Origin of the sequence: Cognatishimia sp. MH4019 (assembly GCF_020177595.1) — a bacterium.
Lineage (GTDB): Bacteria > Pseudomonadota > Alphaproteobacteria > Rhodobacterales > Rhodobacteraceae > JAHTBL01.
In genome coordinates, this window is sequence record NZ_JAHTBL010000011.1 from 45,042 (window position 1) to 66,897 (window position 21,856).

Genomic DNA, 21,856 nt, shown 5'->3' on the forward strand with positions numbered 1-21,856 from the left:
CTAGCCCATATGCCCCGCGCCAAACGCGCCGGGCAGCAAATCAGCGATGCGCACCGTTTCGGATGCGCCATCCGTCGTGGCCATCGTGACAAAGACATCAGCGGCCCCGAACTCGGCCAGCTTCTGACGACAGCCGCCACAAGGGGGGACGGGGCTGGGACTGTCAGCGATCACGGCGACCTCTGCGATGGTCGTGTCGCCTGCGGCAATCATAGCGGCTATCGCGCCCGCTTCGGCGCAGGTGCCTTCGGGATAGGCGACGTTTTCCACGTTGCACCCCACATAGACCGCGCCCGAACTGGCCCGGATCGCCGCCCCCACCTTGAAGTTGGAATAGGGCGCGTAGGCGTTTTTACGCACGGCTTTGGCGTCATCAAGAAGGGTCATGGGCATCCTGTCGTCTTTGCCCGACTTTGCGGGGTGCGACGCTGGGTTGCAAGCCTTGACGCAGCCCGAACCACTTGCGACGATTTGTGACCCTGTTGGTCGAAATTGATGCTTTCCCTTGGGTTAGAAAAATAGTTTAACGCTAAACTATATCTGGGAGGAGGACATAAGATGACGGATTCGGCCAAGGACAGCTTCCGACAAGCCGCTCTGGATTATCACGAATTTCCCAAGCCGGGGAAACTAGAGATCCGCGCCACAAAGCCTTTGGCCAATGGACGCGATCTGGCGCGCGCCTATTCGCCCGGCGTGGCCGAGGCCTGTCTGGAGATCAAGGCCGACCCTTCCACCGCATCAAAATTCACCGCACGCGGCAACCAAGTGGCGGTCGTGACCAACGGCACCGCCGTGCTGGGTCTGGGCAATATCGGCGCGCTGGCCTCCAAACCGGTGATGGAAGGCAAGGCGGTTCTTTTCAAGAAATTCGCCAATATCGACTGTTTTGATATCGAGGTGAACGAGGCCGATCCCGAACGCCTTGCTGATATTGTCTGCGCGCTGGAACCGACATTCGGGGCCATCAACCTTGAGGACATCAAAGCGCCCGACTGTTTCATCGTCGAAAAGATTTGCCGCGAACGGATGAATATCCCGGTCTTTCATGATGACCAGCACGGAACTGCGATTGTGGTGGGCGCTGCGGCGACGAACGCGCTTCGGATCGCGGGCAAGAAGTTTGAAGACATCAAGATCGTCTCAACCGGTGGCGGCGCGGCAGGCATCGCGTGTCTGAACATGCTTCTGAAGCTGGGCGTGAAGCGCGAGAACGTCTGGCTCTGTGATATCGACGGGCTGGTCTACAAGGGTCGCGAGACCGAGATGACCCCGCAAAAAGCAGAATACGCGCAAGGTGACAGCGCTGCCACACTGACCGATGTGATTGAGGGCGCGGATTTATTCCTCGGACTATCTGGTCCCAATGTGCTCAAGCCCGAAATGGTCGCGAAAATGGGCGAGCGTCCGATCATCTTTGCGCTCGCCAACCCCAACCCTGAGATCACGCCAGATGACGCGCGCAAAGCCGCTCCGGATGCGATCATTGCCACCGGGCGCAGCGATTTTCCCAATCAAGTCAACAACGTGCTGTGTTTCCCGTTTATCTTCCGGGGTGCGTTGGATGTGGGAGCGTCCGAAATCAACGATGCGATGCAGTTGGCCTGCATCGAAGGGATTGCCGAACTGGCCCGCGCCACCACAAGTGCCGAGGCCGCCGCTGCTTATAAGGGCGAAGAACTGACCTTTGGCGCCGATTATCTGATCCCGAAACCGTTCGATCCGCGCTTGATGGGCGTTGTCGCCACGGCAGTGGCAAAGGCCGCGGGCGAAAGCGGTGTTGCCGCAAGGCCTGTTGAGGATTTGGTGGCGTATAAAGCCGCACTCGATGGGTCGGTCTTCAAATCAGCGCTGCTCATGCGCCCGATTTTCCAAGCCGCCCGCACCGCGAAACGCAAGATCGTTTTTGCCGAAGGCGAGGACGAGCGGGTCCTGCGGGCCTCGCAGGCAATTCTTGAGGAAACCACCGATCTGCCGATCCTCATCGGACGTCCGGATGTGATCGCCGCGCGCTGCGAAAAGCTGGGCCTGTCGATCCATGTGGGCGATGATTTCGAGGTGGTGAACCCCGAAAATGATCCCCGCTACCGCCAATATTGGGAGACCTATCACAAGCTGATGGCCCGCAAAGGCGGCACGCCCGACCTGGCCCGCGCGATTATGCGCACCAACACAACGGCGATTGGCGCGGTGATGGTGCATCAAGGCGACGCCGACAGCCTGATTTGCGGCACGTTCGGGCAGTTTCTCTGGCATTTGAACTATATCCAGCAGGTGCTGGGCACGTCTCAATTGCACCCGGTCGGCGCGCTGAGCCTGATGATCCTTGAGGACGGCCCGCTGTTTATCGCGGACACCCATGTGCATCCAGAACCCACCCCTGCGCAGATCGCAGAAGCCGTCATCGGCGCGGCCCGCCATGTGCGCCGCTTCGGTCTGGAGCCCAACATCGCGCTCTGCTCGCACTCACAATTCGGCAATCTGGATTGCGACACAGGCCGCCGCATGCGCGATGCGCTGGCGATCCTCGATAGCGAACCGCGCGACTTCATCTATGAAGGCGAGATGCACACCGATTCCGCGCTGGACCCAGAATTGCGGGCGCGCATCCTGCCCTGCTCGCGCATGGAAGGTGCTGCGAATGTGCTGATCTTTGCCAACGCAGACGCGGCTTCTGCCGTGCGCAACATCCTGAAGATGCGTGCAGGCGGGCTTGAGGTGGGGCCGGTGCTGATGGGAATGGGCAACCGCGCGCATATCGTGACGCCGTCGATCACAGCGCGGGGTTTGCTGAACATGACAGCGCTCGCAGGCACACCGGTGGCGCAATACGGGTGAGTCGGTGCGAAAACGCGTAAACTTTGCAAACTCCACACGACTATTCAGAAAAAGCCAATAAATCGGTGGGTTTGCAAAAGTTTGCACTGGTGATCTGCGCAAAACTGCAAATTTTCCGCGCCAATCGGTCGCTGCTACCGGTAACTGTCTTGCCCGGACGGGTCCCACCCTCCTAAATGCGCCGGACTTGGAGGAGACCATCGCTATGACTTACGCTGACGTTTACCAGAGCTGGAAAGACGACCCTGAAGCCTTCTGGATGCACGCGGCGGAGGCGATTGACTGGACGCAGAAACCCTCCAAAGCGCTGTTTGATGAGAACGCACCGCTTTATGAATGGTATGTGGACGGCAAGGTGAACACCTGCTGGAACGCCGTAGACCGTCATGTAGAAGCCGGGCGCGGTGATCAGACGGCAATCATCTATGACAGCCCGATCACCCACACCAAGCACGAGATCACTTACGCTGAATTGCAAACCCGCGTCGCCTCGCTGGCCGGTGCGCTGCGCGCCAAGGGCGTCGAAAAAGGCGACCGCGTTCTGATCTACATGCCGATGGTGCCTGAGGCGTTGGAGGCGATGCTGGCCTGCGCGCGCATTGGTGCTGTGCATTCCGTGGTTTTCGGTGGTTTTGCGGCAAACGAGTTGGCCGTGCGGATCGACGATGCGCAGCCCAAATGCATCATTGCGGCCTCCTGCGGTTTGGAACCGGGCCGCGTCGTGCATTACAAACCCCTGCTGGACGGCGCGATGGAGCAATCCACGCATAAGGTTGACTTCTGCGTGATTTTCCAGCGCGAACAAGAGGTTGCCAAGCTCGAAGAGGGGCGCGACTTTGATTGGCACGGCTTCCAATATGGCGTTGACCCTGCCGAATGTGTGCCGGTTGAGGGCAATCACCCCGCCTATATCCTCTACACCTCCGGCACGACGGGTGCGCCGAAAGGCGTGGTGCGTCCGACCGCAGGCCATCTGGTCGCGCTGAACTGGACGATGAAAAACATCTACAATGTCGATCCCGGCGATGTGTTCTGGGCTGCCTCCGATGTGGGCTGGGTCGTGGGGCATTCCTATATCTGCTACGCACCGCTGATCACTGGCAACACCACGATCGTCTTTGAAGGCAAGCCCGTCGGCACGCCCGATGCTGGCACCTTCTGGCGCGTCATTTCCGAACATAAGGTCAAATCGTTCTTCACAGCGCCCACCGCTTTCCGCGCGGTGAAGCGCGAGGACCCAAAGGGCGAGTTCGTCAAGAAATACGATCTGTCTTGTCTTGAGCAGGTCTATCTGGCCGGTGAACGCGCCGACCCTGACACCATCGAATGGGCGCAGGACCAACTGGGTGTTCCGGTGATCGACCACTGGTGGCAGACCGAGACGGGCTATGCCATCGCCGCCAACCCGCTGGGGATCGAGGCATTGCCGATCAAGCTGGGCTCCCCCGCGGTGCCGATGCCGGGCTTTGACGTGCAAATCCTGGATGAGGCGGGTCACAAGATGGGGCCGAACGAACTGGGCGCGATTGCGATCAAGCTGCCCTTGCCTCCCGGCACGCTGCCGACACTTTGGAATGCCGAGGAGCGTTTCAAGAAAAGCTATTTGCAGCAATTCCCCGGATATTATGAAACCGGCGATGCGGGCATGATCGACGAGGATGGCTATCTTTACATCATGGCGCGCACCGATGACGTGATTAACGTGGCAGGTCACCGTCTTTCGACCGGCGCCATGGAAGAGGTGCTGGCCGCCCACCCCGATGTCGCCGAATGCGCCGTTATTGGCGTGACCGACCAGTTGAAAGGACAGTTGCCTATGGGCTTTCTGTGCCTCAACAGCGGGTCCGACAAACCCCATGACGAAGTTGTCGCCGATGTCGTGAAAATGGTGCGCGGCAAGATTGGCCCCGTTGCGGCGTTCAAGCTTGCTTGCGTGGTAGACCGTTTGCCCAAAACACGCTCGGGCAAGATCCTGCGCGGTACGATGGTGAAAATTGCGGATAGTGAAGACTTCAAAATGCCCGCAACCATCGACGACCCCGCGATCCTGGATGAGATTCGCGTGGCGTTGCAAAAGATGGGTTACGCAAAATAGCGCTCGGCAAAGGGTGACTTTTAGACAGGTTGGCGGGACTATGCCTCGTAGGCTATCACCGGGGGGTTCAACCCATACGTGTGGTTCAAGACCTGATAGCCGAGGATAGAATGCGCCAGATAGCTGGGACCCAAAGTGACTTAGATAGTGACATAGATACCGTAACCACGGGGGCTCCGACCGCTCCACAGCCATTTGCGGGAAGTCCCACGCCCAATTTCGGCTTCCCGCTGGAGGCCGCTTTTGCGCAATTGGAAGGCTATGCGCGTCACTTGGTTGCTCAGGCCGATGACCCACATTGCAAGATGCAACTGGAACGTGTTCGCACCGCAGCGCTTGATCTGGCCGCAGCGATCACCAGCGATATGCTGAACATCCAAAGCTCTGCGACGCGTGGCGGCGGCGTGCGCCGCACCAGCCAGCCCGCCTTGATCGACCTTGGTCAACTGGAGGCCTTGCTGGTGATGGCAGGCGCCTCTCAGCGCGACCACCTTCTCAACCAGTTGGCCATTGATCTGAGCAGCGCACGCGACGACCTGCATCCCGGCAGTCTCACGGCTGACAAACGCACAGCCGCGTGCACCGCCATGTCCGTGGCCGAGGCCATCGGCGCGCAACGGGCCGCCCGTCTGGCGCAAGACTTGCTGGATGGTGTCGATCAACATGACACCCGCAAATGCGGTATCGTGGCCGAGATGCTCAGCACCGATCTGGCGGAGTTGATCGCGTTGTTGTCTGATCTGTCTCCAGCGGCAAACATGCGCCCGGCGGAATGACGACACCGATCCTCCTGATTGAAGGCACCGCCAGTTTGCGGATGGTCTACCGCTCTATTCTTGAGCGGGCGGGCAACACGGTCACCTGCGCGACGTCGCGGGCTGAAGGGCTGTCCTGCTACCATACGGCGCCGCCATGCGTCGTTATTCTGGATGGCATGCTGGAAGGCGCTGATCACGAGGCCGTTCTGCGCCATCTGCACTCGGCCCATCCCGGCACCAAAGTGCTGATGACTTTGCCGCAAACCATGCTGCGCCACCGCCCTGATCAGGTCAAGCAAGGGGTGTTCGACATTCTGGTCAAACCCTTCAACGACATTCGCCTGCTGGCCGCCGTCGCCGATGCGCGCACCGAAATTCTGCGCGCGCGGCTTGCCAAAAGCAGCGAGAGCCATCACAGGCTGCCTTTGTCGCTGATCGGCAGCAGCCCCGCGATCACAAAGCTGCGCGAGCGGCTTGATGCCTTTGCCCAATCGACCGCCCCTGTGATGGTGACCGGTGCTGAAGGCACAGGTAAATCCGACTGCGCACAGCATCTACACGCCCAGCGCAGCACGGCCACGCGAGGCGCGCTTCACGACGTGATCTGCCGCACGGCAACACCGGAAAGCCTTTCGGCCCTATTGGCGCAGATGAAACCGACAGAATCCCTTTTGCTGCATGAGGTGGACCGCCTGCCCGTCGCGACAGCGCAGTATTTTCTGGACCGGATCAAAACCGGCCCCCTGCCCGTTCATGCCATCATCTCGACCCTCGAAGGATCGGTCATGGGCGCGCTGGAGCGCACGGCCTACCCGGTTGATTTGATCCATCGGCTGAACGCGCTGCCACTGAACTTACCCACCCTTGCGCAGCGTCAGACCGATCTGTGTCAGATCGCGGATGCCGCTTTGCCCGAGCTTTGCGCGGTCGAGAACCGCGGTCCGATGAGCCTGACACCAGAGGCCGCGACAGAGTTGTTGCGCCACAATTGGCCCGGCAATATTCCTGAACTTATCAATCTGTTGCGCCAGATTGTTGTCTTGCAATCAGGACCACAGATCACCGCCCAGATGATCCGCGATCTGCGTGAGACGACGCAACCTTCATCAGAGGCCGAGGCGCCCGTTTTGATGGGGCAGACCCTGGCCGATATCGAGCGCATGGTGATTGAACAAACGATACGGCAATATGATGGCTCTGTGCCGAAAGCGGCGAAATCGCTGGGTGTTTCGCCCTCGACGCTTTATCGCAAGCGCGAGACCTGGGACGCGGACGCTTAGACGAATTGCTCTTGAATGAGCCGTTCTTCCAGCCCGTGGCCGGGATCGAACAAGATACGGTGGGCGATTTGCGGCTCGCTTCTGATCTCAACGGACAGCACGTTTTTCACAGCCCGACTGTCGGCTTCTGCCATCACCGGGCGTTTTTTGGGTTGGATCACATCGAACCGCACATGGGCGGTCTTGGGCAACAGCGCTCCGCGCCAACGCCGGGGCCGAAATGCTGACATCGCGGTCAATGCCAGCACATCCGCCCCAATGGGCAGGATCGGTCCGTGGGCCGAATAGTTATACGCGGTAGAGCCTGCGGGCGTGCTGACCAGCGCCCCATCGCACACCAACTCGTCCATACGCACTTGCCCGTCGACGGAAATCCGCAGCTTGGCGGCTTGCGGCCCTGCGCGCAGAAGCGACACTTCATTGATCGCCAACCCGTCATGTATCGTGCCATCCGCTGTGACAGCCTTCATGACCAGCGGGTTGATGACCTCTTCTTCGGCGGCAGAGATACGCTCCAATAAAGCGCCCTCGCCGTATTCATTCATCAAGAACCCAACCGTGCCGCAATTCATGCCGTAAACAGGCACGTCCAGCGCCTGCGTGCCGTGCAGTGTCTGCAGCATAAATCCGTCGCCCCCGAGGGCCACGATCACATCGGCGTCTTCCGCAGAGATGTCGCCATACCGCTCGGTCAGCGCCTTTTGCGCCGCCACGGCGATTTTCGCTTCGCTCGCATGAAACGCGATCTTGGGCGGGTGCGGGATGCTGGGCATGGGGCGAAGCCTTTGATGTCTTTGGGGAACATCACCCGACTGCCCAGGAAACACAAGTCGCGTATCGGCACCGTTGGGTCGCCTGCAGCGCGCAGTAAAGCCAGAAAGAGGCTTTTTTGCCGTTAGGGAATGCGATAAACGCGCCCCAAAGACTGATGACTGCCCTTTTTGCTCAGGAGCACGCCCTATGAACGCCCCCCATCGTGACGACGGATTTTTCACCGAAACACTCGCCACCCGCGACCCGGCTTTGCACAAAGCCATGCAGCAAGAGCTGGGCCGCCAACGCGACGAGATCGAGTTGATCGCGTCGGAGAACATCGTCTCGGCGGCTGTTATGGAAGCTCAGGGCGGCGTGATGACCAACAAATACGCCGAAGGCTATCCGGGCCGTCGCTATTATGGCGGTTGCCAATATGTGGACGTCGCCGAAGAACTGGCGATTGATCGCGCCAAGCAACTGTTCAATTGCGGTTTTGCAAATGTGCAGCCGAACTCGGGCTCTCAAGCCAACCAGGGTGTGTTTCAGGCGCTGCTCCAGCCCGGCGATACCATTCTGGGCATGAGCCTTGATGCCGGTGGTCACCTGACCCATGGTGCCAAGCCCAACCAATCGGGCAAGTGGTTCAACGCGGTGCAATACGGTGTGCGCGAAGACACGCTGGACATTGATTACGACCAGTTGGCTGCCTTGGCCGCCGAGCATAAACCGCAGATGATTATCGCCGGTGGCTCTGCCATTCCGCGCCAGATCGACTTTGCCAAATTCCGCGAAGTGGCTGACAGCGTGGGTGCTTACCTGCTGGTGGATATGGCGCATTTTGCGGGGCTTGTCGCGACGGGTCACTATCCCTCGCCCTTCCCGCATGCCCATGCCGCCACGACAACCACGCACAAGACCCTGCGCGGCCCGCGCGGCGGCATGATCCTGACCGATGACGAGGCGCTGGCCAAGAAGTTCAACTCTGCCATCTTCCCCGGCATACAGGGCGGCCCTCTGATGCATGTCATCGCCGGTAAAGCCGTTGCCTTTGGCGAAGCGCTGCGCCCGGAGTTCAAAAGCTATCAAGCGCAGGTCATCAAGAACGCCCAAGCCATGGGTGATGCGCTGATGGCCGGTGGTCTGAACCTGGTGACCGGCGGCACCGACACGCATGTTCTGCTGGTCGACCTGCGCCCCAAAGGCGTGAAAGGCAACGCGACCGAGAAAGCTTTGGGTCGCGCGCACATCACTTGCAACAAGAACGGCATTCCGTTTGATACCGAAAAGCCGATGATCACGAGCGGCATTCGCCTTGGCTCCCCGGCGGGCACAACGCGCGGGTTCGGCGAGCCTGAGTTCCGTGAGATTGGTGAACTGATCGTCGAAGTCGTCGATGGTCTGGCCGCGAATGGCGAAGATGGTAACAGCGCGGTGGAAGAGGCCGTGAAGGCGAAGGTCGCCAAACTCTGCGGCGCTTTCCCGATCTATCCAAACCTCTAAGTATCTGTGATATCATGGAAAACGGCCTGCCTTGCGCGGGCCGTTTTGCGTTTGCGCGGCGCTAGATCAACCCGCGCCAGCGCAAGACGACAATCGACACCGCGAACAGCACGATCAGCCCGAAGGCCAGCGGCCCGAGGACACCTAAAGCGCCGTCAATAACGCGGTCCCTTGGATTGATCTCTTCGAGAAAGCGTTTCAGGTCGCGATGCCCTGCCTCGATGCGAGCGGCGTCAATCTGCTTGGCGAGCTTGGGGGTCAGCTCCATATGCTGGGCCAGCGCGATATACTCGCCCTCGACCCGCAAGCGGCGCGGCACGCGGCGGCCGGCTTTGCGCAAAGCATGATGCAGATCGCGCGCACGAAAACTCAGCCGCTCTTGCAGCAGCGCGCTTAGTTCGTCCGCTTTGGCCCCGACATCCCCCATGGCGCGACCCTAGCGCGGCTTGCCCGTCGTCGCAATGACCGCTAAAGCCCGGATATGTTAAGCCAAATTCTTCACGATGGTCCTGAGGGCACACCGCTGCTGATCGCCCACGGGCTTTACGGATCTGCCCGCAATTGGGGGGTGATCGCCAAGCGGCTGTCGGATCGCGGGCGGGTGATTGCGGTGGATATGCGCAACCACGGGACCAGCGATTGGCGGCCCAGCCATAGCTACGCGGATATGGCCAGTGATCTGGCGGAAACCCTTGAAAGCATTGGCGAACCTGCGGACGTGCTGGGCCATTCCATGGGCGGCAAGGCCGCGATGGTGCTGGCGCTGATGCGGCCAGATCTGGTGCGCAAATTGGTTGTCGCGGACATCGCGCCGGTGGCCTATGCGCATACGCAGCAAGACATGATTGATGCGATGCGCGCCGTTGATCTGAGCGACGTCGAAAAGCGCTCGGATGCCGATGCCGAACTGGCAAAACACGTTGAGGATCAAGGGGTTCGGGCGTTCTTGCTGCAATCTCTGGATGTGGCCGAGAAACGCTGGCGGCTGAACCTTGATGTGCTGTCCGCCGAGATGGATAAAATCATTGGATTCCCGCAGCTTACGGGATCGTTTGAAGGCTCGACGCTGTTTCTGTCGGGGGCCGCGTCAGATTACGTCCAGACCGCCCATCGCGAGGTCATCAAACCGTTGTTCCCGGCAGCCAAATTCGCAAAAATTCCCGGCGCGGGGCATTGGCTCCACGCTGAGAATCCACGCGCGTTCGAAGCGGCAGTCCGGGCTTTTCTGGATTATGTGTAAAGCTGCTTGGCCAGCAGGTAAGCCGCTGGAATCGCGATAATAAATCCAACACCCGCAGCGGCCAGAATTGGCGCAAGCGTGCCATAGCCCGACACCAATGCAATCACCACGCCGACCCCGGCAAAGGTCGGTGCGGCCATGGTGTAAAGGGTGAGCGCGAGACGGATCATGGGAGCCACCTTAGCTGATCTGCGCGCATGATATCGCGCACCCCGGAACTGTCTTTGATGCAGGACAAACTGTCTGGTTCGGGTATGGTTTCGGTATGGCTTGCGTATGGCTCCTGTATGGACACTGCGCGGCGCAAAACCGGGAGGAAACGGATGAGCTGGTCAATCCATCATGTGAACCTAGAGGCGCGCGATTTGCGCAAAACAGCCGGCTTCTACGCCGCGATGCTGGGGATGGAGGAGCACGCCTGGGCGTTCCCTGCGTCCCGCGGATATCTGCCGGGCGATCCGGACAAACTGGCGCTGTTTGGCGATGGGCGCGACAGCCATTCCGGGCTGCACCTGATCGCGCCGGATGAGGCGTTCGCAGCGAAGAACGACCTGACCCACAACCCGTCAGTCGGCGGGCATGTGGCGTTCGAGGTGGACGATCTGGAGGCTGTGATTGCGCGGTTGCGGGCGGCGGGCATCCGCTATTCCCTGACGGGCGAGTTCGCCATTCCGGGGATGCGGCATCTGTATGTGGAGGATCCAGACGGCAACATGATCGAAGTGAACGAAAGGTTAAAGCGATGATCCGGCATATCGTGTTGTGCAAGGTGTCTGCAGAGGCGGACCCGGCGGAAGTCGCGGCGGTCTGGGCGGGTTTGGCCGCGCTGGAAGGCGTGGTGCCGGGGCTTCTGGGGAGCCATTTCGGCGCCGATGTCAGCCCCGAGGGCATCGGGCGCGGCTATAACCACGGGTTCACGATGGATTTCGAGGATAGGGCGGCGCTGGAGGGGTATTTGGTGCACCCGGCGCATGTTGAGGCCGGGGGGCGGTTGGTTGGGATTTGTGAAGGGGGTGTTGAGGGGGTTTGTGTGGTGGATTTTTGATAGCACCAATATTGTAAGTTTTTTTGCCCGATAAGAATTTTTGCACCGTTTTTGACAAAATTTGTGTTGGCGCACCGGCAAAGCACTGTATGTTGTGACCCATGAGGACACTTAGCGAATTGGAAGTAGCGAATGCCGAGATGCTGGCATCCAAGCGGAGACTTGATGATGCGCTTCATGAGTTCCGTGATGCCTGTGCAAAGTATAGCTACTATTATGAACAGCAGTTTTCTGGCGCCGCCCACAAAATTGAAGAAAAAGATCGAGAAAGACAACCAAAGGGTAGAGTCGAGGACTTGGTGCGTGCGGTCTTTCAAACAGGCAACCTAGGTGCTGCAAAGTTCGGTCAACTACGCGACGCCGTTGGTGCTATAGCAGGAACCGAGGTCAACGAGACCACACTTCGTAAGACGTTGTATCGAATGGAAAAAAAACAAGAGCTAGAACGAAACTTTGGCCTTTGGGCGAAAGGCCAGAAAATGCGAAGTCTCATAAAATAAAATGGGGCAAGCTGTTACCAGCTTACCCCAAAGAGTTGTTAACTCGCCTCCTAGGGGTATACGCTAGCGTAGTGACCAAGTCTAAGAGTTCACTCATTAAACATGGGGTAATAGTACTAGAAATGCAAGTTCTTTTGTCACACGACCCCGTAATCGTGAACTCAATGAAGAAGTCGTTAAGCGCTTCCCGTTTTCAACGATATCTCGCAGATTCTGATGGAAATGATGGCAAAGCATTGTCACTCTATCAACATAATTCTCGTCTGTGCCAATCGTTGTACATTTACACACAAGCTTGGGAAATCTGCCTTAGGAACAAGATCGATGAATTCTTAAGGACTAAGTATGGTGATCGGTGGTTCGAGAACCAGGGAGCCATCCGAAATTTCAAAAAACATGATCGTAGGTCTCTAGACACCACTGTTTCCCGCCAGAAACGAGAGCGTAACAGCACACGCCTGAAAGCTGATGTGGTAGTAGCAGATCTCTCAGCAGGTTTTTGGGTCTCGCAACTATCGGTAGACTACGAAGCACACTATCGCTGGGCCAACGGCGTCGGAGCGATATTTCCAAACGATTTCTCACTCGACCGGCAAGCTGCTTGGGAGATATGCGACCGATCTCGACGATTACGCAATCGCATCGCGCATCATGAGCCAATTTATCATTTTGATCTGAACGCCCACTACCGCGACCTACAGCGCATCACTGCAGCAATGTGCAAAGGGACCTTCCTCTTCGCCAACCAAAACTGCACATTCAGAGAAGTTCATGATGGATGGCCTGCCGAATAGTTTACCAGCAGTCTATTGATCTCGCTTCACAATTCACAGGTGTGGGCACGCATTTCGCTGCGCGAATTGCTTCAGCCCACCCGGCACTTAAGATGGACTAAGAGTCCATCTTAAGTGCCGAAATAAACGCCTCCTGTGGGATATCAACCTTCCCGAACTGGCGCATCTTCTTCTTACCGGCCTTCTGCTTCTCCAGCAGTTTCTTCTTGCGGGTGGCGTCTCCGCCGTAGCATTTGGCGGTCACGTCCTTGCGCAGGGCGGCGAGGGTTTCGCGGGCGATGACGCGGCCTCCGATGGCGGCCTGGATCGGGATTTTGAACATGTGGCGCGGGATCAGGTCTTTGAGCTTTTCGCACATCGCACGGCCCCGCATTTCGGCGCGGTCGCGGTGGACCATGGTGGAGAGCGCGTCGACCGGTTCCTCGTTCACCAGCACCTGCATTTTGACAAGGAAATCCTGCCGGTAGCCGATCATCTGGTAATCGAAACTGGCGTAACCTTTCGTTACGGATTTCAGCCTATCGTAGAAATCGAACACTACCTCGTTGAGCGGCAGGTCATAGACGACCATCGCGCGGGTGCCGGCATAGGTAAGGTCCTGCTGGATGCCGCGGCGGTCCTGACACAGTTTCAGCACGTCGCCCAGATAGTCGTCGGGCACAAGGATCGTGGCCTTGATGCGCGGCTCTTCGATGCGGTCGACGAGGGACAGGTCGGGCATGTCGGCGGGGTTGTGCAGCTCGATCATCTCGCCGTCGCGCAGGTAGACGTGGTAGATCACCGACGGCGCGGTGGTGATGAGTTCGATATCATATTCGCGCTCGATCCGGTCGCGGATCACTTCGAGGTGTAGCAGGCCCAGAAAGCCGCAGCGGAAGCCGAAGCCGAGGGCGGCGGAGGTTTCCATCTCGAAGCTGAACGAGGCGTCGTTCAGGGCGAGCTTTTCGATGGCGTCGCGGAGGTCTTCGAACTGGGCGTTATCGACGGGGAAGAGGCCGCAGAAGACGACCGGCTGGGACGGCTTGAAGCCGGGCAGCGCGTCGGTCGTGCCGTGTTTTTCATGGGTGATCGTGTCACCCACGCGGGTGTCGCGCACCTGCTTGATGGAGGCGGTCAGGAAGCCGATTTCGCCGGGGCCGAGCGTGTCGATGGTCTCCATCGCGGGGCGGAAGACGCCGATGCGGTCGACATGGTGGACCGAGCCGTTCGACAGCATCTTGATCTTGTCGCCCTTCTTGAGGTGCCCGTCGATGATGCGGACAAGGACGATCACGCCGAGATAGGCGTCGTACCAGCTGTCGACCAGCATCGCTTTCAGCGGCGCGTCGGGGTCACCGCTGGGGCTAGGCAGTTTGGTGACGATGGCTTCGAGGGTTTCGTGGATGCCGACGCCCGTCTTGGCGGAGACCTGAATGGCGTCGGTGGCGTCTATGCCGATCACGTCCTCGATCTGTTCGGCCACGCGGTCGCAGTCGGATGCGGGCAGGTCGATCTTATTCAGAACGGGGACGATTTCGTGATCGGCATCAATGGCTTGGTAGACATTGGCGAGCGTCTGCGCCTCGACCCCTTGGGTGCTGTCCACGACCAGAAGGGAGCCTTCGACGGCGCGCATGGAGCGGCTGACCTCATAGGCGAAATCGACGTGGCCGGGGGTGTCGATCAGGTTGAGGACGTAGGCCTGCCCGTCATCGGCAGTGTAGTCGATGCGGACGGTGTTGGCCTTGATGGTGATGCCGCGTTCTCGCTCGATATCCATCGCGTCGAGAAGCTGTTCCTTCATGTCGCGATCCTGCACCGTGCCCGTCTCTTGGATGAGGCGGTCCGCGAGCGTGGATTTGCCGTGGTCGATATGCGCCACGATGGAGAAATTCCGGATTTTTGCGAGATCGGTCATGGAAGTGGATATGCGGCGGAAATGGGGGTTGGTCAATGGGGGATGGTGAGGGTGCTTTGCCTGTTTCACACTATCAAATCATGCTGCACTTCAATTCTATAGCGCACAGCTTATCTATTGGAGCACAATCAAGAGGGGACTTGTAATGAGTGACTTAGAGGGACTTCGCGCTGTCTTGACCCAACCCGAAAATGACTTCGGTAAGCTCATGTCTAGAGTTTTGTCTCCTGCACGACCTTTGCAATCTGTTGAGTTTTTGAGAGGACGTGCTGAGCAGCTGAATGCAATCAAGCGATCACTTTTACAACCTGGACGGCACGCACTAATCCATGGTCTGCGAGGTGTTGGCAAGTCGTCACTAGCGCAGACTTGCGCATATTCATTGGCAGACAGCGAAGATGCTGTTTTGATTGCGTGTGATGGGCAGAGCACTTTTTCTTCAATAATCAGAGAAGTTTTTGACCAAGTGAACGGTCGTAGTCCAACTCTAGAGAAGAGGATCACTGAAAAAGGCCTTAGTTTCGGAAGGTTCGGAATTTCTGCGGATGGGCGGGTAACAACTGAGGAAGGTCGTTCGTCTAGTCCGAATTCAATAAATGAAGCAGTCAGACTGATTAGGTTCATTACTGAGAGCCTAGAGCGCGATTTAGTTGTGGTCGTAGATGAGTTCGATCTGATCGAAAATAGGAACGAGCAAATCTTGTTCACTAACTTCTTGAAACAGGTTTCCGATCAACACGTTAAGGCACGCTTTATCGTCTGCGGGATCGGTGAGAGTGTTGAGGTCCTGATGGATGCCCACGGAAGTGCTGACCGCTATTTTCACACTGTTGGGCTAAAACAGCTGCCGTGGGAGGCACGTTACGAAATTGTAGAAAATGCTGCGTCAGCGCTCGGCATCGAGATTGATGAAAATACAGTCATACGAATTGCTCGCATAAGTGATGGGTTTCCTCACTACGTTCACTTCATCTCTGAGAAGCTCTTTTGGCGGGTATTTGAAGCCCGCAACGGCGGTGTCGTAACACCTGAGCTATTTGAAAAGGCAATGAACGACGCAGCAGAGGCGATGGATATGAAGTTACGAAAGCCCTATGAGGATGCTACACAAAAGTACCAAAACGACTATGAAACCGTTCTATGGGCTGCCGCAGATGGACATGAACTGAGACGGAGAAGTAGTGACATCTTTTCGTCCTACGAACGGATAGCGACCGCTAGGCCGCAAGAGCGGTTGGATCGAGCAAAATTCAATCAACGCATCAACGCTCTCAAGAGAGACAGTCATGGAAGCATTCTGACTGGAACGAGAGCGGGTTGGTATGAATTCTCTGAGACAATGATACGGGGATATGTGCGACTTCGCGCTGAGCAAAACGGAGTTGATCTTGAGGTAGATCACCCGGCTGTCGCAAAAATTCTTTAATGTGTCGGGCGTCTCTCAAAAGTGGGGTGAAAATTCGATACGGGAAGTTCTAACGTCGGATTTGGTCTCTCCAAATGCGCGCCCACTTAGTGGAGCCGCCTTCCCTTCCCTGCCCCCCTCCCTTACTCTCCCATTATGTCCACCACCCCGCCCCTCAAAGACCTCATCGTCTGCCCAAACTGCGACGCTATTTATCACGTCGCAGAGCCGAAATTCGGGGAACGGGCGGTGTGTCAGCGCTGTCATACGGTGCTGATTGCCCCCCGCCGTCGCGCGGGGGCGCAGATCATTGCGGTGGCGCTCGCCGTGTTCATTCTTGTGCTGGCCGCTGCGGTCACGCCGTTTTTGTCGATTGAAGCTGGGGGGGCGCGGAACTCGGTCTCGGTGCTGGATGCGGCACTGATTTTCAGTGGAGGGCCTTTGGTTCTGGTCTCGCTTGGAACGGTCGCGATGATCCTTTTCATCCCGCTTTTGCGCGTGTTGTTGGTGATCTACGTGCTGTTTCCGGTGGTCGCGGACCGGCCTCCGGCGAAACACGCGGCCTGGGCGTTCAGCTTGTCCGAGGCCTTGCGGCCCTGGTCCATGGCCGAGATTTTCGCCATCGGCTGCGCGGTGGCACTGATCAAAGTGGCCGATCTGGCGCAGATCGCTTTTGGGCCGGCGTTCTGGATGTTTTGCGTCCTGACGGTGCTTGTGGTCGTTCAAGACAGCTTTTTATGCAGGTGGTCGGTTTGGAAATCCCTCGAAACGGCAAAGTAGTCACCGCCCGCGAGATCGGCGTCGTGGGGTGCCAGCGCTGCACGAAAGTGTGGCCGCTGGGCACGAAGCGTTGCACGCGCTGCGGAGCGACGATTGTCTCGCGCGATCACAAGGCGTTGCAGCGGGTCTGGGCGTGGTGGATTGTTGGGCTGCTCTGCTACATCCCGGCCAATCTGTACCCGATGTTGCAGACCCGCACGCTGGTGTCGGTGCAGCAGGACACAATCGTGGGAGGGGTCGTGACGCTGATCAACCACGGCTCTTATGGAATTGCGTTGGTGATCTTTCTGGCATCGGTCATGATCCCGGTGGGCAAGTTTCTGGCCATTGCTTTTCTGGCGCTGGCCGCGCAGAGAGGCACGACGAGCCCGTCAAGCCAGCGCATGGGGCTTTATGAGATCGTGGAATATATCGGACGGTGGTCGATGATTGATGTGTTTGTGGTGGCGATCCTGTCGTCCCTGGTTCAGCTGAACGCGCTGGCTGCAGTGAACCCCGGCCCGGCGGCGCTGTTCTTCGGGCTGTCGGTTATCTTCACCATGCTGTCGGCGCAAAGTTTCGACGCGCGCTTGATCTGGGATGCGGAACGGTCATGAGCGAAACGCCCCCTCCGGTGCAGATCGAGCCTGCGCGGCGCTCTTGGGTGGAGCGTGTCTCGGTCGTGTGGGTTGTGCCGATCATTGCGCTTCTGATCGCACTTGGTGTGGCCTATAGCAGTTACGCGGATCGCGGCCCGTTGATCGAGATCACGTTCGACACGGCAGCGGGTGTGAAGGCCAGCCAGACAGAGCTGCATTACCGCGACGTGGTCGTCGGGTTGGTCGAAGAGGTTCGCTTTACGGACGATCTGAGCGCGGTGATCGCGGTGGTGCGGGTGGACAAGGATGTGGCACCGTTTATCGACAGTTCCGCCCGGTTTTGGGTGGTGCGCCCGGAGGTTACCACGCAAGGGGTCAGCGGCCTCGATACGGTGCTGAACGGTGTCTACATCGAAGGCTCTTGGGACACGGTCGCCGGGGACGAACGGCGCAGTTTTGTGGGCCTTACCGATCCGCCGCTGATCCGGCCGGGTCAGCCGGGATTGGAGCTGGGCCTGCGTGCTGTTGGCGACACGGTGCTGAACGGCGACACGCCGATCTTTTTCCGAGGCGTCGAAGTGGGGCGCATGGGCACGGCGCGTATCTCGCGCGATGGCGGGTTCACCATTGCCGAGGCGATCATCTATGAGCCTTACGACCGCCTGATTTCGGATGCCACGCGGTTCTGGGACAGTTCGGGGTTCACGTTCTCTCTTGGGCCTGCGGGGGCGGAACTGGATTTCACCTCTCTCGCATCGCTGGTCGGCGGGGGTGTGACGTTTGATACGTTCATTTCAGGCGGCGCGCCGGCACAAGATGGCGACGTATTCGACGTCTTTTCCGAACAGACCATGGCGCGGGCCAGCGTGTTCAACGCCTCGGATGTGGAGCCGCTCAACATCAACGTCATCTTCGAGGAAAACGTAGCCGGGTTGGCCGTGGGCGCGCCTGTCGAGCTCAACGGTCTGCGCATCGGCGAGGTCAGCAATGTGAACGGTCTGGTGGATCGTGCGCGATTTGGCGATGCGCGGGTGCGTTTGATCGTCACTTTGTCGATCCAGCCAGCGCGGCTGGGGCTGCAAAGCGAGCCGACCGCCCAGAACGCCCTGGATTTTCTGACCGCAAGCGTTGTCAACGGGCTGCGGGCGCGGCTTGCCTCGGCTGGGCTGCTGACCGGGGGACTGAAGATCGAGTTTGTGGTTGTCGAAGACGCAGAGCTGAGCTTGTTGGACCGTTCCACCACGCCCTTCCCGGTGATGCCGGTCACAGGCAGCGAAATCAGCGATGTGACGGTGAGTGCCGAAGGCGCGCTAGAGCGGATCAGCGCGCTGCCGGTCGAGGAGTTGTTGAACTCTGCCATCGACTTTTTGAACGCCGGCACTGCCTTGGTGGCCGATCAGGCGTTGCAGGACACGCCCGAGGAAATTCAGGCATTGATCGGCGATATGCGTGGATTGGTCGGCTCGGACGCGGCGCAGAACGTGCCGGTGTTGCTGGAAGCGGCGCTGCAGCGGATCGAAGCCGTCGGGCGCCAGCTTGAAGAGGACCGCGCCGTCGCGCGGCTTCTGGAGGCGGTGGACGCAACGGCCGAGGCCGCAAGCGGCGTGCCAGAACTTGTGGCAGAGCTGAACACACTGGCCGCAACGGCTGCTGAATTGCCATTGGAAACGCTGATCACCGAATTGACCGATTTGGTGGACGCTGCCGAGGATGTGATCGACACCGAAGACGCGCGCGCCCTGCCCGGCGATCTGTCGGCAGCACTGGCCGAGTTGCAAGCGACCCTGACCGAATTGCGCGAGGGCGGTGCGGTGGCCAATGTGAACGCAGCCATGTCGTCAGCCCGGCAGGCAGCGGACCAAGTGGCGCTGTCGGCGCAAGACCTGCCACGGGTGCTGGAGCGGATGAACACGGTGCTGTCGCAAGCCAGCACAACGCTGCAAAGCTATGACGAAAGCTCGCAACTCAACCGCTCGGCCCGCGAGGCGCTGCGTGATCTGAGCAAGGCGGCGGATGCCGTCTCGAGCCTTGCGCGCGCGATTGAGCGCAACCCCAATTCCCTGCTGTTAGGACGATGACTATGCTGCGGTTTCTTCCCCTTTTCCTGATCCTCGCGGCCTGTTCGGGCACTGCGCTGCGCTATCCCGTTCCGGTGCCTGAGATCACTGAGACGGTGTCGATCCGTTACAGCACGGTCGAGGTGCGCGACGTGTCGTTGCCAAGCTACGCCGCCGCAGAGGAAATTCAGATCCAACGCGCAGACGGCGCTTTGGTCAGCTCTGCCGATGCGTTGTGGGCCGACGCGCCTGAGCGGGAAGTGTCTCTGGCGCTGAGCCGAAATCTGGCGGCGTTGACCAACGCCCGCGTTGCCAATGAACCTTGGCCCTTTGACGGCTTTCCGGACGCACGCGTTGAAGTGCGGATCGAGGATATGCTGGCGATGGAAAGCGGTGCGTTTCGCTTGACGGGTCAGTATTTCGTGGCCCCCTCGCGCGGGCGCGGCGACCGGTCTGATTATTTCCAGATCTTGATCCCTTACGACCCAGACGGCGGGATTGCGGCCATCGGGGCTGCGCGCGCAGCAGCACTTTTGCAGCTGTCAGAGACAATTGCGCGCGACGGGTTACGCTAGACCCACGTGGGTCAGATCGCCTTCTGGTTCACGCGTTTCGACAGCTCTGCCGCGCTTTCCTTGCGCTCGCTATAGCGGTCGATCAGCACATCGTTGCGGTCGCGGGTGAGCAGGGTGAATTTCACCAGCTCCTCCATCACGTCGACCATCCGATCATAGAAAGGCGACGGCTTCATGCGCCCGTCTTCAAACTCCAGAAACGCTTTGGGCACCGAGCTTTGGTTCGGGATCGTCAGCATCCGCATCCAACGGCCCAGAATGCGCAACTGGTTGACGGTGTTGAAGCTCTGCGAGCCGCCACAGACCTGCATCAGCGCAAGCGTTTTGCCCTGGGTCGGGCGCACACCGCCCAGTGACAGCGGGATCCAGTCGATCTGGGCTTTCATGATGCCCGTCATCGCGCCGTGGCGTTCGGGCGACGACCAGACCATACCTTCGGACCATGTCGCCAGCTCGCGCAGCTCGGCGACTTTGGGGTGATCGGCCTCTGCATCGTCGGGTAGTGGGAGGCCGGACGGGTTGAAGGTTTTCGTCTCAGCGCCCAAGCGCTGCAGGATGCGGGCGGCCTCTTCCGTCATCAGACGGCTATAGGATGTTGCACGCAGAGAGCCATAAAGCAACAGAATACGCGGCGCGTGGGTGTCCCGCGCGGGGCGCAGCAGAGCGTCTTTATCGACCGGCGTGAAATGCGCTTCGGAGAGCTGGGGCGTGTCGGTCATTGGGCGTCTTTCGTGTCGCGCAAAAGCCATGTCAGCACGATTACAGCAAGGACCGAGCCGACGATCTGCGCGAGGATAAAGGCTGGCACATCCATCATGCGGATGCCCGCGAACGTGTCCGAGAACCCACGCGCAATGGCGACGGCGGGGTTGGCGAAAGAGGTGGATGCGGTGAACCAATAGGCCGCGGTGATGTAAAGCCCTACCAGCCATGGCACCGCGTCGCCGCGAAAGCGAATGCCCGCGAGGATCGTGCCGACCAGACCGAAGGTCGCGACAATTTCGGCGATCCACTGACCCGTGCCGCTGCGCACGGTGGTGGACATCTGAAAGATCGTCAGATCGAACATCGCATGGGCCACAAGGCTGCCGACAATGCCGCCTGCGATCTGAGCGATCACATAAGGCGCAAGCTCGGCCACGGGCATGGTTTTGTTGATGACGAAGGCGAGCGAGACCGCAGGGTTGAAATGCGCACCAGAGATTGGGCCGAGGATCGTGATCAGCACCACAAGGATCGCGCCCGTAGGCAGCGTATTGCCCAGCAAGGCAAGTGCCACGTCTTCGGTCAGCGCGTCGGCCATGATGCCCGAGCCGACAACGGTGCCCACAAGAAAGGCGGTGCCCAGAAATTCAGCCGTCAAACGGCGCGAGAGAGTGAAGGTCATTCAGCAGGCCAGTTCATCAAGAATGGGTTTGCACAAGGCGGGATTGCCGCCGCAGCAATCCTCCATCAGGAAGGCGAGCAAGCCGCGCATCCCGTCAAGATCGGCGTAATAGCGAATGGTGCGCCCTTCGCGGCGGTTGCGGATCAGACCGGCCTGCACGAGCACGGTCAGGTTTGCCGACATTGTATTCTGGCGCACGTCCAGTTGATCGCTGATCTCGCCCGCGCGCAGGCCGTCTTGACCGGCTTTGATGAGCAGGCGAAAGACATCCAGACGAGTGGGCTGGCTGAGAGCCGCGAATGCGGCGGCGGCTGTATTCTTATCCATATATCACGATTTATGGAAATGATTGAACCGCGTCAAGCGCGAAG

The 21,856-nt window shown here is 59.0% G+C and carries 23 protein-coding genes; 15 read left to right on the top strand and 8 right to left on the bottom strand.

What is annotated here, in order from left to right; translation table 11 throughout:
• Nucleotides 1-387 carry a cytidine deaminase gene (locus tag KUW67_RS16385; RefSeq protein ID WP_224826410.1) on the bottom strand — a complete coding sequence of 129 codons (387 nt, stop codon included), beginning with the start codon at nt 385-387 and terminating at the stop codon, nt 1-3.
• A 171-nt stretch (nt 388-558) separates the two neighbouring features.
• Here KUW67_RS16385 and KUW67_RS16390 point away from each other — a divergent pair, with 171 nt between their 5' ends.
• From KUW67_RS16390 to KUW67_RS16405, 4 genes are all read left to right on the top strand, one after another.
• Nucleotides 559-2,838 (top strand): NADP-dependent malic enzyme, encoded by a 2,280-nt coding sequence (locus tag KUW67_RS16390; RefSeq protein WP_224826411.1) that lies wholly within the window; start codon nt 559-561, stop codon nt 2,836-2,838.
• A gap of 205 nt (nt 2,839-3,043) precedes the next feature.
• The gene (prpE, locus tag KUW67_RS16395) at nt 3,044-4,933 is read left to right on the top strand and encodes a propionate-CoA ligase PrpE (RefSeq protein WP_224826412.1); all 1,890 of its coding nucleotides are present in this window, start codon (nt 3,044-3,046) and stop codon (nt 4,931-4,933) included.
• 110 nt (nt 4,934-5,043) lie between these two features.
• Entirely contained in the window at nt 5,044-5,709 is a 666-nt protein-coding gene (locus KUW67_RS16400) for a hypothetical protein (protein WP_224826413.1), read from the top strand.
• Nucleotides 5,706-6,971: a sigma-54 dependent transcriptional regulator gene (locus KUW67_RS16405; RefSeq protein WP_224826414.1), complete on the top strand. Its 1,266-nt coding sequence runs from the start codon at nt 5,706-5,708 to the stop codon at nt 6,969-6,971. The genes KUW67_RS16400 and KUW67_RS16405 overlap by 4 nt, the downstream gene beginning before the upstream one ends.
• Here KUW67_RS16405 and KUW67_RS16410 read toward each other — a convergent pair.
• Nucleotides 6,968-7,744: an NAD kinase gene (locus KUW67_RS16410; RefSeq protein ID WP_224826415.1), complete on the bottom strand. Its 777-nt coding sequence runs from the start codon at nt 7,742-7,744 to the stop codon at nt 6,968-6,970. The two genes, KUW67_RS16405 and KUW67_RS16410, sit on opposite strands and share 4 nt — an antisense overlap.
• 187 nt (nt 7,745-7,931) lie before the next feature.
• Between KUW67_RS16410 and glyA the strand changes: the two genes are divergently transcribed.
• Nucleotides 7,932-9,227 (top strand): serine hydroxymethyltransferase, encoded by a 1,296-nt coding sequence (gene glyA, locus KUW67_RS16415; RefSeq protein ID WP_224826416.1) that lies wholly within the window; start codon nt 7,932-7,934, stop codon nt 9,225-9,227.
• Nucleotides 9,228-9,288: 61 nt separating this feature from the next.
• Here the strand turns inward: glyA and KUW67_RS16420 are convergent, their stop codons facing one another.
• Entirely contained in the window at nt 9,289-9,654 is a 366-nt protein-coding gene (locus KUW67_RS16420; protein ID WP_224826417.1) for a hypothetical protein, read from the bottom strand.
• A 54-nt stretch (nt 9,655-9,708) separates the two neighbouring features.
• Between KUW67_RS16420 and KUW67_RS16425 the strand changes: the two genes are divergently transcribed.
• A complete protein-coding gene (locus tag KUW67_RS16425) occupies nt 9,709-10,467 on the top strand; it encodes an alpha/beta fold hydrolase (RefSeq protein ID WP_224826418.1) in 759 nt (252 codons plus the stop codon).
• On the opposite strand, the gene KUW67_RS16430 is transcribed toward KUW67_RS16425, so the two are convergent.
• Nucleotides 10,458-10,637, bottom strand: a complete 180-nt coding sequence (locus KUW67_RS16430) for a CTP synthetase (RefSeq protein ID WP_224826419.1) — start codon at nt 10,635-10,637, stop codon at nt 10,458-10,460. The two genes, KUW67_RS16425 and KUW67_RS16430, sit on opposite strands and share 10 nt — an antisense overlap.
• Before the next feature lie 153 nt (nt 10,638-10,790).
• Here KUW67_RS16430 and KUW67_RS16435 point away from each other — a divergent pair, with 153 nt between their 5' ends.
• The 4 genes from KUW67_RS16435 (at nt 10,791) to KUW67_RS16450 (ending at nt 12,806) form a co-directional block, all read left to right on the top strand.
• Nucleotides 10,791-11,213, top strand: coding sequence for a VOC family protein (locus tag KUW67_RS16435; RefSeq protein ID WP_224826420.1), 423 nt, complete (start codon nt 10,791-10,793; stop codon nt 11,211-11,213).
• Nucleotides 11,210-11,512: a Dabb family protein gene (locus tag KUW67_RS16440; protein WP_224826421.1), complete on the top strand. Its 303-nt coding sequence runs from the start codon at nt 11,210-11,212 to the stop codon at nt 11,510-11,512. The genes KUW67_RS16435 and KUW67_RS16440 overlap by 4 nt, the downstream gene beginning before the upstream one ends.
• Before the next feature lie 101 nt (nt 11,513-11,613).
• Entirely contained in the window at nt 11,614-12,012 is a 399-nt protein-coding gene (locus KUW67_RS16445; RefSeq protein ID WP_224826422.1) for a hypothetical protein, read from the top strand.
• Nucleotides 12,013-12,176: 164 nt separating this feature from the next.
• The gene (locus KUW67_RS16450; RefSeq protein ID WP_224826423.1) at nt 12,177-12,806 is read left to right on the top strand and encodes a hypothetical protein; all 630 of its coding nucleotides are present in this window, start codon (nt 12,177-12,179) and stop codon (nt 12,804-12,806) included.
• 97 nt (nt 12,807-12,903) lie between these two features.
• Here KUW67_RS16450 and lepA read toward each other — a convergent pair whose 3' ends face one another.
• Nucleotides 12,904-14,703 carry a translation elongation factor 4 gene (lepA, locus tag KUW67_RS16455; RefSeq protein ID WP_224826424.1) on the bottom strand — a complete coding sequence of 600 codons (1,800 nt, stop codon included), beginning with the start codon at nt 14,701-14,703 and terminating at the stop codon, nt 12,904-12,906.
• Nucleotides 14,704-14,848: 145 nt separating this feature from the next.
• On the opposite strand from lepA, the gene KUW67_RS16460 reads away from it, so the two are divergent.
• From KUW67_RS16460 to KUW67_RS16480, 5 genes are all read left to right on the top strand, one after another.
• On the top strand, nt 14,849-16,129 hold the full coding sequence (locus KUW67_RS16460; RefSeq protein ID WP_224826425.1) for an ATP-binding protein: 1,281 nt from the start codon (nt 14,849-14,851) through the stop codon (nt 16,127-16,129).
• Between the two features lie 135 nt (nt 16,130-16,264).
• Nucleotides 16,265-16,888 carry a paraquat-inducible protein A gene (locus tag KUW67_RS16465; RefSeq protein ID WP_224826426.1) on the top strand — a complete coding sequence of 208 codons (624 nt, stop codon included), beginning with the start codon at nt 16,265-16,267 and terminating at the stop codon, nt 16,886-16,888.
• Entirely contained in the window at nt 16,846-17,484 is a 639-nt protein-coding gene (locus KUW67_RS16470; protein ID WP_224826427.1) for a paraquat-inducible protein A, read from the top strand. Before KUW67_RS16465 ends, KUW67_RS16470 begins: the two co-directional genes overlap by 43 nt.
• On the top strand, nt 17,481-19,544 hold the full coding sequence (locus KUW67_RS16475) for an intermembrane transport protein PqiB (protein WP_224826428.1): 2,064 nt from the start codon (nt 17,481-17,483) through the stop codon (nt 19,542-19,544). Before KUW67_RS16470 ends, KUW67_RS16475 begins: the two co-directional genes overlap by 4 nt.
• 2 nt (nt 19,545-19,546) lie before the next feature.
• Nucleotides 19,547-20,098 carry a membrane integrity-associated transporter subunit PqiC gene (locus KUW67_RS16480; RefSeq protein ID WP_224826429.1) on the top strand — a complete coding sequence of 184 codons (552 nt, stop codon included), beginning with the start codon at nt 19,547-19,549 and terminating at the stop codon, nt 20,096-20,098.
• 11 nt (nt 20,099-20,109) lie between these two features.
• Here the strand turns inward: KUW67_RS16480 and arsH are convergent, their stop codons facing one another.
• From arsH to KUW67_RS16495, 3 genes are read right to left on the bottom strand one after another with little or no spacing between them, the layout of a single operon-like run.
• Complete coding sequence (arsH, locus tag KUW67_RS16485) at nt 20,110-20,817, bottom strand: arsenical resistance protein ArsH (RefSeq protein ID WP_224826430.1); 708 nt, start codon at nt 20,815-20,817, stop codon at nt 20,110-20,112.
• Complete coding sequence (locus tag KUW67_RS16490) at nt 20,814-21,485, bottom strand: MIP/aquaporin family protein (RefSeq protein ID WP_224826431.1); 672 nt, start codon at nt 21,483-21,485, stop codon at nt 20,814-20,816. Before KUW67_RS16490 ends, arsH begins: the two co-directional genes overlap by 4 nt.
• On the bottom strand, nt 21,486-21,812 hold the full coding sequence (locus KUW67_RS16495) for a helix-turn-helix transcriptional regulator (RefSeq protein ID WP_224826432.1): 327 nt from the start codon (nt 21,810-21,812) through the stop codon (nt 21,486-21,488).
• Between the last annotated feature and the right edge of the window lie 44 nt (nt 21,813-21,856).

Excerpts from the sequence above, each read along its gene's own strand:
- KUW67_RS16385 (WP_224826410.1), bottom strand. The coding sequence starts at position 387 with ATGACCCTTCTTGATGACGCCAAAGCCGTGCGTAAAAACGCCTACGCG.
- KUW67_RS16390 (WP_224826411.1), top strand. The coding sequence starts at position 559 with ATGACGGATTCGGCCAAGGACAGCTTCCGACAAGCCGCTCTGGATTAT.
- prpE (WP_224826412.1), top strand. The coding sequence starts at position 3,044 with ATGACTTACGCTGACGTTTACCAGAGCTGGAAAGACGACCCTGAAGCC.
- KUW67_RS16400 (WP_224826413.1), top strand. The coding sequence starts at position 5,044 with ATGCGCCAGATAGCTGGGACCCAAAGTGACTTAGATAGTGACATAGAT.
- KUW67_RS16405 (WP_224826414.1), top strand. The coding sequence starts at position 5,706 with ATGACGACACCGATCCTCCTGATTGAAGGCACCGCCAGTTTGCGGATG.
- KUW67_RS16410 (WP_224826415.1), bottom strand. The coding sequence starts at position 7,744 with ATGCCCAGCATCCCGCACCCGCCCAAGATCGCGTTTCATGCGAGCGAA.
- glyA (WP_224826416.1), top strand. The coding sequence starts at position 7,932 with ATGAACGCCCCCCATCGTGACGACGGATTTTTCACCGAAACACTCGCC.
- KUW67_RS16420 (WP_224826417.1), bottom strand. The coding sequence starts at position 9,654 with ATGGGGGATGTCGGGGCCAAAGCGGACGAACTAAGCGCGCTGCTGCAA.
- KUW67_RS16425 (WP_224826418.1), top strand. The coding sequence starts at position 9,709 with ATGTTAAGCCAAATTCTTCACGATGGTCCTGAGGGCACACCGCTGCTG.
- KUW67_RS16430 (WP_224826419.1), bottom strand. The coding sequence starts at position 10,637 with ATGATCCGTCTCGCGCTCACCCTTTACACCATGGCCGCACCGACCTTT.
- KUW67_RS16435 (WP_224826420.1), top strand. The coding sequence starts at position 10,791 with ATGAGCTGGTCAATCCATCATGTGAACCTAGAGGCGCGCGATTTGCGC.
- KUW67_RS16440 (WP_224826421.1), top strand. The coding sequence starts at position 11,210 with ATGATCCGGCATATCGTGTTGTGCAAGGTGTCTGCAGAGGCGGACCCG.
- KUW67_RS16445 (WP_224826422.1), top strand. The coding sequence starts at position 11,614 with ATGAGGACACTTAGCGAATTGGAAGTAGCGAATGCCGAGATGCTGGCA.
- KUW67_RS16450 (WP_224826423.1), top strand. The coding sequence starts at position 12,177 with ATGAAGAAGTCGTTAAGCGCTTCCCGTTTTCAACGATATCTCGCAGAT.
- lepA (WP_224826424.1), bottom strand. The coding sequence starts at position 14,703 with ATGACCGATCTCGCAAAAATCCGGAATTTCTCCATCGTGGCGCATATC.
- KUW67_RS16460 (WP_224826425.1), top strand. The coding sequence starts at position 14,849 with ATGAGTGACTTAGAGGGACTTCGCGCTGTCTTGACCCAACCCGAAAAT.
- KUW67_RS16465 (WP_224826426.1), top strand. The coding sequence starts at position 16,265 with ATGTCCACCACCCCGCCCCTCAAAGACCTCATCGTCTGCCCAAACTGC.
- KUW67_RS16470 (WP_224826427.1), top strand. The coding sequence starts at position 16,846 with ATGCAGGTGGTCGGTTTGGAAATCCCTCGAAACGGCAAAGTAGTCACC.
- KUW67_RS16475 (WP_224826428.1), top strand. The coding sequence starts at position 17,481 with ATGAGCGAAACGCCCCCTCCGGTGCAGATCGAGCCTGCGCGGCGCTCT.
- KUW67_RS16480 (WP_224826429.1), top strand. The coding sequence starts at position 19,547 with ATGCTGCGGTTTCTTCCCCTTTTCCTGATCCTCGCGGCCTGTTCGGGC.
- arsH (WP_224826430.1), bottom strand. The coding sequence starts at position 20,817 with ATGACCGACACGCCCCAGCTCTCCGAAGCGCATTTCACGCCGGTCGAT.
- KUW67_RS16490 (WP_224826431.1), bottom strand. The coding sequence starts at position 21,485 with ATGACCTTCACTCTCTCGCGCCGTTTGACGGCTGAATTTCTGGGCACC.
- KUW67_RS16495 (WP_224826432.1), bottom strand. The coding sequence starts at position 21,812 with ATGGATAAGAATACAGCCGCCGCCGCATTCGCGGCTCTCAGCCAGCCC.